Genomic DNA, 12,826 nt, shown 5'->3' with positions numbered 1-12,826 from the left:
GACACGGCAACTCATCATGAAACTCATTCGTCCCATTCTGGTTATTTTCGCCGCGCTGAGCGTGGTCACCGGTCTCGGTTATCCGGCCGTGATGACCGCGATCGGTCAGACGGCATTCCGTCACGAGGCCAACGGCAGTCTGCTCGAACAGGACGGCAAGCCGGTCGGCTCGGCGCTGATCGGCCAGCAGTTCGATGCGCCGCAATACTTCTGGGGCCGTCTGTCCGCGACCAGTCCGATGCCGTACAACGCGCAGGCGTCGTCGGGTTCGAATCTGGGACCGGTCAACCCGGCGCTGTCCGATGAAATCAAAGGCCGCCTCGATGCGCTGAAAGCGGCCGGCACCGATATGTCGAAGCCGGTCCCGGTCGATCTCGTCACGTCGTCGGGCAGCGGACTCGATCCGCAGATCAGCCCGGCCGCAGCCGCCTATCAGATCGAACGCGTCGCGAAAGCGCGCAAGCTGGGCGTCAACGACGTTCAGGCGCTGGTCGACCGCTACACGAGCGGTCGCCAGTTCGGCATACTGGGCGAAGCGCGTGTGAACGTGCTGCAATTGAACCTCGCGCTCGACGACGCACACAAGGGTTGACCTTCCCCGCATGAACCGCCCCGATCCCGACGAACTGCTGGACAAGCTGCAACGCGATGAGGAAAAACGTCAGCGCGGCCGGCTGAAGATTTTTTTCGGCGCTTCGGCGGGTGTCGGCAAGACCTATGCAATGTTGCAGGCCGCGCGACGTCGTGCGGACGATGGCGTCGATATGGTGGTCGGGATTGCGGAGACGCACGGTCGCGGCGAGACGGCGGCGCTGCTCGACGGCCTCGATGTGTTGCCGCTCGCGCAGATCGACTATCGCGGCCGCACGCTCGCTGAATTCGATCTCGACGCGGCGCTCGCGCGCAAGCCGCAACTGGTGCTGGTCGATGAGCTCGCGCATTCGAACGTCGAAGGTTCGCGCCATCTGAAGCGCTGGCAAGACGTTTATGAACTGCTCGACGCAGGCATCGACGTCTACACGACCGTGAATGTCCAGCACCTCGAAAGCCTGAACGACGTCGTGGGTCAGATCACCGGTATCCGCGTGTGGGAGACCGTGCCCGACCGCGTGTTCGATCGCGCCGACGAAGTCACGCTGGTCGATCTGCCCGCCGAGGAATTGCTGGACCGGATGCGTGACGGCAAGGTGTATTTGCCGCAGCAGGCCGAACGCGCGGTGCGCAACTTTTTTCGCAAGGGCAATCTGATTGCGCTGCGCGAACTGGCGCTGCGGCGCACGGCGGATCGCGTCGATGCGCAGATGCGCGAGTACCGCGCCGACCGGTCGATCCAACGCGTCTGGCAGGCGCGCGAGCGGATTCTCGTGTGCGTGGGTCCGGGCCCGGAAGCGCCGCAACTGGTGCGTGCGGCCGCGCGGCTCGCGGCGAGTCTGAAAGCGGACTGGCTCGCCGTCTACGTGGAAACGCCGAAGCTGCAGCGTCTGCCCGACGCGCGGCGCGAACGCACGCTGAATGCGCTGCGCCTCGCCGCCGAACTCGGCGCGGAAACCGCCACGCTGGCCAGCGCCGATGCGATCGCCGCGCTGACCGGTTACGCGCGCGCCCGCAACGTGTCGAAGCTGGTCGCCGGGGCGTCGTGGCGCGGCGGCCTGATGCGGCGTGTGCGCCGGCCGTTCGGCGAGCGGCTCGCCGACGGCGCGGGCGATCTCGATCTGACCTTGATCCGCGCATCGTCGGACGGCGGCGGCATCGAGCGCGGCTCGGTGCTCGACACCACCGCCAACGCATGGCGCGACGCGCTGAACGCCGCGCGCGAGCGGCGCTCGCCGCCGCATGCATATGGCTGGGCGCTGGCCATCTGTATCGGCATCACGGCGCTCGCCGCGCAATTGATCGAGCGGCTCGATCTGGCCAATCTCGTGATGCTGTATCTGCTCGGCGTGGTGTTCACGGCGGCGAAGCTCGGCCGTGGACCGGGCGTGCTGCTGTCGTTCGTCAGCGTCGCGGCGTTCGACTTTTTCTTCGTGCCGCCGCGGATGTCGCTGTCGGTATCGGATACGCAATATCTGCTGACCTTTTTCGGGATGTTGCTGACCTCGCTGGTGATCAGCCATCTGACGTCGAGCTTGCGGCGCGAGGCGAGCGTGGCGCGCCGTCGCGAGCGACGCACCGGCGCGATGTACGCGATGGCGCGCGAACTCGCCGCCGCGCTGACCACCGAGCAGATCGTCGCGATCGGCAGCCGCCATGTCAGCGAGGTGTTCGGCGCGCGGGTCGCGATGCTGTTGCCCGATAGCGCCGATCAGGTGAAGCAGAAGATCGAAGACCCGGACGCGTCGATCACGCTCGACGGCGACGCGCTCGACGCCGATGTGGGTCAATGGGTCTACGACCAGCAGAAGCCGGCCGGTCGCGGCACCGACACCTTGCCGGCGGCGGCCGCGTTGTACCTTCCGCTGAAGGCGCCGATGCGCACGCGCGGCGTGCTCGCCGTGTTGTTGCGCGACGCGCGCGAACTCGACGTGCCCGAACAGCAACGGATGCTCGATGCGTTCGCCGCGCAAATCGCGCTTGCGCTCGAACGCGTGCATTACGTCGAGATCGCCCGCGATGCGCTCGTCAACATGGAGTCGGAGCGTTTGCGCAATTCGCTGTTATCGGCGATCTCGCACGATTTGCGCACGCCGCTGACCACCATCGTCGGCTTTTCGTCGATGCTGGCGAAGGCGCGCGGCGACGCGTCGTCGGGCGCGCCGAACGCTGCGAACGCGCCGAACGAAGGCGAACTGGTCGATGCGATCCACGAAGAAGCGTTGCGGATGACCGGCATCGTCACGAATCTGCTCGACATGGCGCGTCTGCAGGCGGGCGGGCTGCAACTGAACCGTCAATGGACGCTGCTCGAAGAAACGGTGGGCGCGGCGTTGCGCGCGTGCCGTCGGGTGCTGGCGCGGCATCCGGTGCGCGTCGCGCTGCCGGTGGATCTGCCGTTGCTGCGACTCGATGCCGTGCTGATGGAGCGGCTGTTTTCAAATCTGTTCGAGAACGCGGCGAAATACACCGCGCCGGATACGCCGCTGACCATCGCCGCGCAGGCGATGCACGAGGACGGCAATCCGTTCGTGCGCGTCACGCTCGACGACAGCGGTCCGGGTTTGCCGTCGGGCATGGAAGCGCGCGTGTTCGACAAGTTCACGCGCGGCGAGAAGGAATCGGCGCTGCCGGGGATCGGGCTCGGACTGGCGATCTGCCGGGCAATCGTCACGGCGCACGGCGGTACAATCGGCGCGGCCAACCGGCTGGCCGCCGATGGACGGATCGAAGGCGCGCGTTTCTGGTTTACGGTGCCGGTCGAGACACCGCCGCCCGTGCCGGAGCTGCTCGACGAGACGCTGCCCGAGATAGCGGATTTTCCCGCGCCCGCAGACACGCCCGCACATCCCAAAACCGACACCGCACCGCACGCCCATGAGTGACCCCGGCATTACCGTCGTTCTGATCGAGGACGAGAAGCAGATCAGGCGGTTTGTCCGCGCGGCGCTGGAAGGCGAGGGCATCACGGTGCACGACGCGGAAACCGGCAAGCAAGGTCTGGTCGAAGCGGCGACCCGCAAGCCGGATCTGGTGATCGTCGATCTCGGTCTGCCCGACACCGACGGCCTCGACGTGATCCGCGAACTGCGCGGCTGGACCGATCTGCCGGTGATCGTGCTGTCGGCGCGGACGCAGGAAAGCGAGAAGGTCGCCGCGCTCGACGCCGGTGCCGACGACTATCTGACCAAGCCGTTCGGCGTATCGGAATTGCTCGCCCGGATGCGCGCGCATTTACGCCGACGCAATCAGGGCGGCGCGAACGACTCGCCGCAAGTGCGCTTCGGCGCGGTGACGGTCGATCTCGCGCAGCGCATCGTCACGCGCGAGGGCGCCGCCGTGCATCTGACGCCGCTCGAATACCGGTTGCTCGCCACGCTGGTCCGTCATGCGGGACGCGTGCTGACGCATCGTCAGTTGCTGCGCGACGTGTGGGGTCCGTCGCATGTCGAAAGCAGTCACTATCTGCGAATTTATATGGCGCATCTGCGGCAAAAACTGGAGCGCGATCCGGCGCAACCGGAACATATCGTCACGGAAACGGGTGTCGGATACCGGTTGATCGGCGCGGCTTGACGGCCTTTTGTCGATTCGGTGTGGCTCTCCGTGGCGCGCGGTGTTCCCGCGCGTTTCATACGGTTTCGCGTATGCGTGCCGGCCCGGTTTCGCGAGTTTCGATATAATTACGTCAGTGTAAGGACGACCTTAAGCATTTCGCCTATCCGGGGACGGCCCCACCTGAATGGAGTCGTCGATGTCCTGGTTTCTTCTGCTGATCGCCGGTTTGCTCGAAGTGGCATGGGCCACCGGTCTCAAATCCTCCGATGGTTTTACCCGGCTGTGGCCGTCGGTGTTCACGGTCGTTACGGCTTTGGGCAGCTTCGCGCTGCTCGCGGTGGCGATGCGCCAGTTGCCGCTCGGCACCGCATATGCCGTGTGGACGGGCATCGGCGCGGTCGGCGCGTTTATTTTCGGCATCGTGATGATGGGCGAAGCGTTGACGGTGGCGCGGGTGGCGAGCGCGTCGCTGATCGTGATCGGCCTGATCGGGCTGAAACTGTCGTCCGGCCATTGATCCTGCCGCGACGCGAGGTCGGCTTGGCCGCCACGCGATCCGCGCTGCAAAAAAATCCCACGAAATTCAAGCAAACCGCCGATTCTGTCGATAGTCAGGGTATGCACGCAGCGTCCGGCCGTCCGTGGTCGCACGTATATCGTGGATGTGTCGCCAACGTGGCACAGGCCGCACGCAGTGCAACAAATTTCGCCTTGTTCAACGGCCTGCGAATCAAGCTGGCTATAATGAGATCGAATCCCATCAGAATTTTGCCCCGCGTCCCGAACGGACAGCGGGTCAGGCAGCTTCGATGCGGCGTCGCAGCCGGATCGCGGCAGCCCGGCGGAGCGCCCGGCACGCTCAGCGCGCCAGGAGGCGGTCATGCTTGAACCCATTTCGCTCGCAGCAGGTTTGTCCTGGGGCAGCGGCTTGCGTCTGTATCTCACGGTGATGATCGCCGGCGTGTTCGGCCGGCTCGGTCTGATCCATCTCCCCGACACCTTGTCCGCGCTGATGTCACCCTGGGTGATCGGTTTTGCGGCGGTGCTCGCGCTCACCGAGTTCCTCGCCGACAAAATCCCCGCGTTCGACTCGCTGTGGGATGCCATCCATACGTTTATCCGCATTCCGGCCGGCGCCGTGCTGGCCGCGGGCGCGTTCGGCCACGCCGATCCGGCGTTGCTGACGGTGGCCGCACTGGCCGGCGGCACGCTGGCGGGCACCGCGCATCTGGCGAAGGCGGGCACGCGCGCGCTGATCAACCTGTCGCCGGAACCGGTGTCGAACGTGGTCACATCGACCGCCGAGGACGGCCTCGTATTCGGCGGACTGCTGCTCGCGCTGTTCGTGCCGGTGCTGTTTCTGGTGCTGATCATCGGTTTTCTGGTGCTCGCGAGCTGGGCGCTGCCCCGTCTGTGGCGCGGCGTGCAGGGCGGCTATCGCGGCATGGCGACGCATATGGTGACGCGCTTCGCGAGGAGCCGTCACGATTGACGGACGCCGCACGCAATCCGAATACTCCGAAGAACCGCCGTTTCGGCGCGGGCGACCTGCTGCGTCAGGCGTTCCGGATGACCGCACGCGACTGGCGCGCGGGCGAACTGACGATGCTGCTGCTCGCGCTGGTGCTGGCGGTCGCGGCGCTGTCGAGCGTCGGCTTTCTGGCCGACCGGCTGCATCAGGGGCTGGAGCGCGACGGTCGCCGGATGATCGGCGCCGATTTCATCGTTCGCGCCGATCATCCCGTCGATCCGCAATTTGCTGCGCAAGCGAAGGCGCTCGGTCTGTCGAGCGCGACCACCGCGATCTTCCCCAGCATGATCAACGCGACCGCGTCGGGCGGCCAGCCGCTGTCGCGGCTGGCGGCGCTGAAGGCGGTGTCGCCCGGTTATCCGTTGCGCGGCGCGGTCAAGATCGCGGGCGCGCCGAATCAGCCCGGCCAGGACACGTCGGAGATTCCGAAGCCGGGCACCGTGTGGGTCGATCAGGCCTTGCTCGACGCGCTGAAGCTGCATATCGGCGATAGCGTGAAGGTCGGCTCGCGCAGTTTCACGGTCGGCGCGATCATCACCCGCGAACTCGATCGCGGTTTCTCGTTCGTCAATTTCTCGCCACGGCTGATGCTGCGCGCCGACGAAGTCGCATCGACCGGGCTGATCGGCTACGGCAGCCGCGTCACGTATCGCTTGCTGGTGGCGGGTCCGGATGCGTCGGTGGCGAAGTTCGCGGCATTCGCGCATACGCGCGTCGATGGCGGCAAGATGCGCGGCGTCGCGCTCGAATCCTTGCAGGACGGTCAGCCGCAAGTGCGTCAGACGCTCGATCGCGCCAGTCACTTTCTGACCTTGGTGTCATTGCTGACCGCGCTGCTCGCGGCGGTCGCGATTGCGATGGCGGCGCACCGGTATATGCGGCGTCATCTGGACGGCTGCGCGTCGATGCGCTGTCTCGGCGTCAGCCAGCGCACGTTGCGCGCGCTGTTCACACTCGAATTCGTCGCGCTGGGCGTGATCGGCGGCGTGTTGGGCGTGCTGCTCGGTTTCGCCGGACATCTGGCGCTGCTTGCGTGGCTGGGCAGCCTGATCGACGTCGCGTTGCCGTATCCGACGGTGTGGCCCGCGCTGCAGGGCATCGCCGCCGCGCTGGTGCTGCTGCTCGGTTTCGCGTTGCCGCCGTTGTTGCCGCTGACGCGCGTGCCGCCGGTTCGCGTGCTGCGCCGTGACTTCGGCGAAGCGGGGCGCACCGCGTGGGCCGCGTATGCGCTCGGCATCGTGCTGTTCGCGGCGCTGCTGATTCTCGCGGCGGGCGAACTGAAGCTCGGCGGGATCGTCGCGGGCGGCTTTGCGGGCGGGTTGCTGCTGTTCGCCGCGATCGCGCGCGGCGTGCTGTTCGGCGCGGCGCGGCTCGTGCGCAACGAGCGCGTCAACGCGGGGATCGGCTGGCGCTATGCGCTGGCGTCGCTGGAACGGCGCAGCGGTGCGAGCGCGTTGCAGATCACCGCACTCGGCATCGGTTTGATGTGCCTGCTGCTGATCGCGATGACGCGCAACGATCTGGTCGCCGGTTGGCGTGCTTCGACGCCGCCCGACGCGCCGAACGAATTCATCATCGATATCCAGCCCGACCAGCGCGCGCCGGTCGCACAGTATCTGGGCTCGCATGGGATCGACGACGTCGAACTGTCGCCGATGGTGCGCGGCCGTCTGATCGCGATCAACGGCAAGCCCGTCAATCCCGACGAATACAAGAGCGACGACGCGAAGCGTCTGGTGGATCGCGAATTCAACCTGTCGTACACGACGCATCTTCCCGACGACAACCGGATCGAAGCGGGCAACTGGTACGGCGACACGACCACGCCGCAAATCTCGATCGAACAGGGGCTCGCGAAGATCCTCAACGTGCGGACCGGCGACACGCTGCGCTTCGACGTGACCGGACTGACCATCGACGCGCCCGTCACGAGCGTGCGCAAGCTCGACTGGGGTTCGTTCAAGGTCAACTTTTTCGTGCTGATGCCGCCCGCCGCGCTGACGGATTTCCCGGCGACCTTCATCACCAGCTTCCACTTGCCGCCCGAGCGGCAACGCACAATCGACGGCCTGATCGCCACGTATCCGAACCTCACCGCGATCGACACCGGCCCGATTCTCGCGCAGATCCAGCGCGTGCTTGCGCAGGTGATCGGCGCGGTGCAGTTTCTGTTCGCGTTCACGCTCGCGGCCGGTGTGCTGGTGCTGTACGCGGCGCTCGCCGGCACGCGCGACGAGCGCATGCGAGAATCCGCGCTGCTGCGCGCGCTCGGCGCGTCGCATCAGCAGGTGCGGGCCGTGCAGGTCGCGGAGTTCGTGTCGGTCGGCGCGCTGGCCGGTCTGATGGCGGCGATCGGTGCGCAGGTGATCGGCTATGTGCTGGCCACGCGCGTGTTCGAATTCCATCTGAGCTTCAACCCGTGGCTGCTGCCGGCGGGAATTGCCGCGGGCGTCGCGTGCGCGGGCGTCGGCGGCTGGCTCAGCTTGCGGCACGTGCTTGCGCGGCCGGCGTTGCAATCGTTGCGGGACGCGTGAACGCGTCCTCCTTTTTCGTTCTACAGTTGTGACAGGTATGACAGATTCAACCGAAGACACCACGCAAACGCCGACCCAGACCACGGCATTCGAACTGGTCGGCGGCGAAGCGCGGGTGCGCGAGCTGGTCGATCGTTTCTACGACCTGATGGACCTGGAGCCGGAATTCGCGGGCATTCGCGCGTTGCATCCGGAGACGCTCGAAAATTCGCGCGACAAGACGTTCTGGTTTTTGTGCGGCTGGATGGGCGGCCCGGATCACTACATCAGCCGCTTCGGTCATCCGCGTTTGCGGGCGCGGCATATGCCGTTCGCGATCGCATCGAGCGAGCGTGACCAGTGGCTGCGTGCGATGGCGTGGGCGATGGAAGACATCGGTCTCGACGACGCGCTGCGCGAGCGTCTGCTGACGTCGTTTTTTGAAACCGCGGACTGGATGCGTAATCGTCCGGGTTGAAGACACGGTGGGGACAGCGCGTTTTAGCCGCTGTTTCAGCGGCTAAAACAGCAAAACCGGTCGAAACGCGTTGCGATCAGCGTCCGCCGCTGACGTCGAGCAGCGTGCCGTTCACATACGAAGCCGCGTCGCTCAACAACCAGACGATCGCTTCGGCGACTTCCTTCGCATGGCCCGGACGCCCGAGCGGCGTTTGCGAACCGAGACGCGCCGCACGGTCCGGCTGACCGCCGCTCGCGTGAATTTCCGTTTCGATCAGACCCGGGCGCACCGCATTCACGCGAATGCCGCGCGGACCGAGTTCTTTGGCGAGGCCGATCGTCATCGTATCGACCGCGCCTTTGGAACCGGCGTAATCGACGTATTCGTTCGGCGAGCCCAACCGCGACGCCGCCGACGACACATTCACGATCGATCCGCCCGCGCCGCCGCGATCCGTCGACATCCGCCGCGCCGCTTCGCGTGCGCACAGATACGCGCCGTACACGTTGATATCGAACATCCGCTTCAGGCGCGCCGCGTCCATCTCCGCGAGCGGCATCGACGCCGCGACGATGCCCGCGTTGTTGACGAACCCGTCGATTTTGCCCAGCGCGTTTTCGACGGTATCGAACATCTTGATCACCGACTTTTCGTCCGCGACATTGCCTTTGATCGCCACGGCCCGTCCGCCGGCGCGCTCGACTTCATCGACCGTTTCGCGTGCAGCGGCCTGGTTGGTTGCATAGTTGACGCCGACAGCCCAGCCTTGCGCGCCGAGCAGACGCGCGGTAGCGCGGCCGATACCACGACTCGCGCCGGTAATCAGAACGACTTTCGACATGCGGGTGTGTCCTTGGAAAATGGGAAGATCAGACTGCGTCGCGGTTCACTGCCCATTTGTCCGCAGCGGGCGCCTGGTAGAGGCGCAGCTTGTCGATCAGTCCGGCCGGTTCGGCGTCGGCTTGCAGCATGTCCAGATACGTCGCGCGCATAAAGCCTTCTTCGACCGTATGCGAGAGCATCTGGATCAGCGGATCGTAGAAGCCTTCGATATTCAGCAACGCGACCGGCTTCTGGTGATAGCCGAGCTGCGCCCACGTGAACACCTCGAACAGTTCTTCGAGCGTGCCTGCGCCGCCGGGCATCGCGACGAACGCGTCGGACAGATCGGCCATCATTTTCTTGCGCTGATGCATGTCGGCGACCACATGCAATTCCGACAGGCCGTCGTGGCCGACTTCCTTGCTCACCAGTAATTCCGGAATCACGCCGACCACACGGCCGCCCGCGGCCATCACGGTATCGGCGATGATGCCCATCAGGCCGACCTTGCCGCCGCCGTACACCAGCGTCAGGTCCGCCGCGACCAGCGCGAGACCGAACGCGCGCGCCGCTTCCGCATACACGGGCCGGGCTCCGCTCGAGGAGCCGCAATACACACACACCGACTTCATCGTCAAACGTCCTTGGATTCGTTGCGGGGCGCGGCGCCTTCCTTCGGCGGCAGATAGTCGTAGAACTCGCGCTTCGGATGCTTGCCCGACACGAGGTCGTCGAACAGTTCGCGCGAACGGCCACGCAGATACGGCGCCATCAACGACACGATCTGCACGCTGACCTGATGCAGTTCCGCGCGGATCGCTTCCTGCTCGTTGTATTTGCGCGGATTCATCACGAACTGATACGACAGCCAGTACGTCGCGATCACGCCGATGTTGGTGGCGATCACGTGAATTTCGTCGGGCGTCGCGACCATTTCGCCGTCGGCGACGAGTTGTTCGCAGAACTGGCTGCCAAAGCGCACCTTGTGGCTGATGATCTGCTTGAAGTGCGTTTCGAGCGTGCGGTTGCGCGCCAGCAGGTCGTTCAGGTCACGATACAAAAAGCGATAGCGCCAGGTGAAATCCACCATGTACTGCAAATACGCCCACATTTCGTCGATGGTCGCGCGATGGTCGTCGGGGAAGCGCAGGCGCTTCTCGATCTCCTGCTCGAACTGACTGAAGATGCTGTTGATGATGTCGTCTTTGTTGCGGAAGTGGTAGTACAGGTTGCCTGGACTGATTTCCATTTCCTCGGCGATGGTCGTCGTGGTGACGTTCGGTTCGCCAATCTCGTTGAAGAGCTTCAACGACAGTTCGAGAATCCGTTCTCGGGTGCGGCGGGGAGGTTTGGCTTCCATTGCGTCGTCCAGCCCTGGTTTCGCCGGGCCGACGCGCTCGGCGATATGCCGTGGTCGCGTCCCTCCCGGACTGTGTTGATTTATGTCGAAGCTATCGTTCGATTATAAACCGAGCGTTCTTATGATCAGACGCTCTGTCAGGGCTGTCGGGATTTTCTTCGTGTAAGCGGATGCAACCCGATCCGGTTGTCGGGTTGTCTGTCGGGTCGGGCGACGCATCCAGCGCGCGACGCCGCGTGTTACGCACCTGTTCAGTGCGCGATCCAGCCGGTAATCCAGTGCCAGAGCATCGGGCCGACCAGCAGCGCCCAAGTCATTACGCACACGCCGAGCGCGACCATCACAGCCGCACTGCCGAGGTCTTTCGCGCGCCGCGACAGTTCGTGGCGTTCGAGCGAAATGCGGTCGATCGCGGCTTCGACGCTCGAATTCAGCAATTCGACGATCAGCACCAGCAGCACCGAGCCGAGCAGCAACACCCGCGCGACCGGTTCGACCGGCACGAACAGGCCGCACGGCAGCAGGATCGCCGCGAGCGTGAGTTCCTGACGGAACGCGCTCTCTTCGCGAATCGCGACGACAAACCCCGCCAGCGAGTTTTTCATCGCGTGCCACGCGCGGGTCAGGCCGCGATTGCCCTTGTACGGATTGAACGGCAACGGCGCGAGCGGGTCGTCGGGGCCGAGCGGTTCGCCGGCGGTGTCGGTCGGGTCGTCGCTGCCGTCCGGTTCGCCGGCTTGCGCCGATCCGGCGGGATGGCGCGCGCCGCGTGCGTGCGCGGGATCGGCGGGATGCGGATCGTTGTCGGCCAGCGCGTCGGCGCTGGCCTCACGATCGGCGTCGGTGGCAGGCGAGGCCGGCACGCGTCGCAACGGGCTCGCTTGACGGCGAAGCTGTTCGGCCGGACGCATCACGCCGCCGCCCTTTCTTCGCTGAACGACGCGCGCGGCAGCGGTTTCAGATGCGCGGCGAACTGCGCCGAAGCGGCCGCCCACGAGAAGCGTTCGGCCCACGCGCGCGCTTCCGCACGATCGATCTTCAGCGCGTTCAGACAGGCTTCGCGCAAGTCTTCGTCCATCGCGCCCGCTGTTCCGCCTTCGAGCACATCGATCGGGCCCGTCACCGGATACGCCGCGACCGGCGTGCCGCACGCGAGCGCTTCGAGCAGCACGAGGCCGAACGTATCGGTGCGGCTCGGGAACACGAACACGTCGGCGGCGGCATAGACTTTCGCCAGTTCAGCCTGCGACAGCACGCCGAGATAATTGACGGCCGGATAGCGCGACTTGAGTTCCGCGAGCGCCGGGCCTTCGCCCGCGACCCACTTCGAGCCGGGCAGATCGAGCTTCAGGAACGCCTCGACGTTCTTTTCGACGGCGACGCGGCCCACGTACAGGAAGATCGGCCGCGCGGTGTTCAGCACCTTCGACTCCATCGGATGGAATATGTCGAGATCGACGCCGCGCGACCACAGCACGACGTTGGTGAAGCCGAACTGTTCGAGATCGTGCTTGACGACCGGCGTGGGCGCCATCACCGCCAGCGAAGCCTTGTGAAACCAGTGCAGGAATTTGTACGTGGCGGCGAGCGGAATGCCGAAGCGCGCCTGCACGTATTCAGGAAAGCGCGTGTGATACGCGGTCGTGAACGGCAGCTTGTGACGGATCGCATAGGCGCGCGCGGCGAGGCCGAGCGGGCCTTCGGTGGCGATATGCAGCGCGTCGGGCGCGAATTCGTCGATACGCCGGTTGAGCTTGCGGCGCGGCAGCAGCGACAGACGGATTTCCGGATAGGTCGGGCACGGAATCGTTTTGAATTCGAGCGGCGTCAGCAACTCGACCTGATGGCCGAGCGCGATCAGCTCGCGCGTGGTGTTCTTCAGCGTGCGAACGACGCCGTTGACCTGCGGTTCCCATGCATCGGTGACGATCATGATCTTCATCGGTATTGGCCCATTGAAGTGGTGGGGACGACGCGGTGGGCGACGTATG

At 65.4% G+C, this 12,826-nt stretch carries 12 protein-coding genes; 7 read left to right on the top strand and 5 right to left on the bottom strand.

Annotated elements, in window-relative coordinates:
• The first annotated feature begins 13 nt into the window (after nt 1-13).
• The 7 genes from kdpC to PW947_RS20190 all read left to right on the top strand — a co-directional run bounded on the left by kdpC (nt 14) and on the right by PW947_RS20190 (nt 8,671).
• Complete coding sequence (gene kdpC / locus PW947_RS20220) at nt 14-592, top strand: potassium-transporting ATPase subunit KdpC (RefSeq protein ID WP_299634583.1); 579 nt, start codon at nt 14-16, stop codon at nt 590-592.
• A 10-nt stretch (nt 593-602) separates the two neighbouring features.
• Nucleotides 603-3,476, top strand: coding sequence for a DUF4118 domain-containing protein (locus PW947_RS20215; RefSeq protein WP_299634146.1), 2,874 nt, complete (start codon nt 603-605; stop codon nt 3,474-3,476).
• On the top strand, nt 3,469-4,167 hold the full coding sequence (gene kdpE, locus PW947_RS20210; RefSeq protein WP_299634145.1) for a two-component system response regulator KdpE: 699 nt from the start codon (nt 3,469-3,471) through the stop codon (nt 4,165-4,167). Before PW947_RS20215 ends, kdpE begins: the two co-directional genes overlap by 8 nt.
• A 178-nt stretch (nt 4,168-4,345) precedes the next feature.
• Nucleotides 4,346-4,666: a quaternary ammonium compound efflux SMR transporter SugE gene (gene sugE, locus PW947_RS20205; protein WP_299634144.1), complete on the top strand. Its 321-nt coding sequence runs from the start codon at nt 4,346-4,348 to the stop codon at nt 4,664-4,666.
• A gap of 363 nt (nt 4,667-5,029) precedes the next feature.
• Nucleotides 5,030-5,641, top strand: a complete 612-nt coding sequence (locus tag PW947_RS20200) for a DUF4126 domain-containing protein (RefSeq protein ID WP_299634143.1) — start codon at nt 5,030-5,032, stop codon at nt 5,639-5,641.
• Between the two features lie 77 nt (nt 5,642-5,718).
• A complete protein-coding gene (locus PW947_RS20195; RefSeq protein ID WP_299634582.1) occupies nt 5,719-8,214 on the top strand; it encodes an FtsX-like permease family protein in 2,496 nt (831 codons plus the stop codon).
• Nucleotides 8,215-8,251: 37 nt separating this feature from the next.
• Nucleotides 8,252-8,671: a group II truncated hemoglobin gene (locus tag PW947_RS20190; protein WP_299634142.1), complete on the top strand. Its 420-nt coding sequence runs from the start codon at nt 8,252-8,254 to the stop codon at nt 8,669-8,671.
• Between the two features lie 76 nt (nt 8,672-8,747).
• Here PW947_RS20190 and PW947_RS20185 read toward each other — a convergent pair whose 3' ends face one another.
• The 5 genes from PW947_RS20185 to PW947_RS20165 form a co-directional block, all read right to left on the bottom strand.
• Nucleotides 8,748-9,494: an SDR family oxidoreductase gene (locus PW947_RS20185; RefSeq protein ID WP_299634141.1), complete on the bottom strand. Its 747-nt coding sequence runs from the start codon at nt 9,492-9,494 to the stop codon at nt 8,748-8,750.
• Between the two features lie 28 nt (nt 9,495-9,522).
• Nucleotides 9,523-10,107: a TIGR00730 family Rossman fold protein gene (locus PW947_RS20180; RefSeq protein ID WP_299634140.1), complete on the bottom strand. Its 585-nt coding sequence runs from the start codon at nt 10,105-10,107 to the stop codon at nt 9,523-9,525.
• Nucleotides 10,108-10,109: 2 nt separating this feature from the next.
• A complete protein-coding gene (locus PW947_RS20175; protein ID WP_299634139.1) occupies nt 10,110-10,835 on the bottom strand; it encodes a TetR/AcrR family transcriptional regulator in 726 nt (241 codons plus the stop codon).
• 251 nt (nt 10,836-11,086) lie between these two features.
• Complete coding sequence (locus PW947_RS20170) at nt 11,087-11,746, bottom strand: diacylglycerol kinase (protein ID WP_299634138.1); 660 nt, start codon at nt 11,744-11,746, stop codon at nt 11,087-11,089.
• Complete coding sequence (locus PW947_RS20165; RefSeq protein WP_299634137.1) at nt 11,746-12,777, bottom strand: glycosyltransferase family 1 protein; 1,032 nt, start codon at nt 12,775-12,777, stop codon at nt 11,746-11,748. Before PW947_RS20165 ends, PW947_RS20170 begins: the two co-directional genes overlap by 1 nt.
• Nucleotides 12,778-12,826: the final 49 nt, after the last annotated feature.

It is taken from the genome of Paraburkholderia sp. (genome assembly GCF_028283785.1).
In the GTDB taxonomy this organism is placed as follows: Bacteria; Pseudomonadota; Gammaproteobacteria; order Burkholderiales; family Burkholderiaceae; genus Paraburkholderia.
The sequence above is the reverse complement of the archived record's forward strand: the minus strand, read 5'-3'. Positions and strand labels throughout refer to the sequence as shown.

Bases quoted from the DNA above. Each gene is read 5' to 3' on its own strand.
- PW947_RS20215 (WP_299634146.1), top strand. From the start codon at position 603: ATGAACCGCCCCGATCCCGACGAACTGCTGGACAAGCTGCAACGCGAT.
- kdpE (WP_299634145.1), top strand. From the start codon at position 3,469: ATGAGTGACCCCGGCATTACCGTCGTTCTGATCGAGGACGAGAAGCAG.
- sugE (WP_299634144.1), top strand. From the start codon at position 4,346: ATGTCCTGGTTTCTTCTGCTGATCGCCGGTTTGCTCGAAGTGGCATGG.
- PW947_RS20200 (WP_299634143.1), top strand. From the start codon at position 5,030: ATGCTTGAACCCATTTCGCTCGCAGCAGGTTTGTCCTGGGGCAGCGGC.
- PW947_RS20195 (WP_299634582.1), top strand. From the start codon at position 5,719: ATGACCGCACGCGACTGGCGCGCGGGCGAACTGACGATGCTGCTGCTC.
- PW947_RS20190 (WP_299634142.1), top strand. From the start codon at position 8,252: ATGACAGATTCAACCGAAGACACCACGCAAACGCCGACCCAGACCACG.
- PW947_RS20185 (WP_299634141.1), bottom strand. From the start codon at position 9,494: ATGTCGAAAGTCGTTCTGATTACCGGCGCGAGTCGTGGTATCGGCCGC.
- PW947_RS20180 (WP_299634140.1), bottom strand. From the start codon at position 10,107: ATGAAGTCGGTGTGTGTGTATTGCGGCTCCTCGAGCGGAGCCCGGCCC.
- PW947_RS20175 (WP_299634139.1), bottom strand. From the start codon at position 10,835: ATGGAAGCCAAACCTCCCCGCCGCACCCGAGAACGGATTCTCGAACTG.
- PW947_RS20170 (WP_299634138.1), bottom strand. From the start codon at position 11,746: ATGCGTCCGGCCGAACAGCTTCGCCGTCAAGCGAGCCCGTTGCGACGC.
- PW947_RS20165 (WP_299634137.1), bottom strand. From the start codon at position 12,777: ATGAAGATCATGATCGTCACCGATGCATGGGAACCGCAGGTCAACGGC.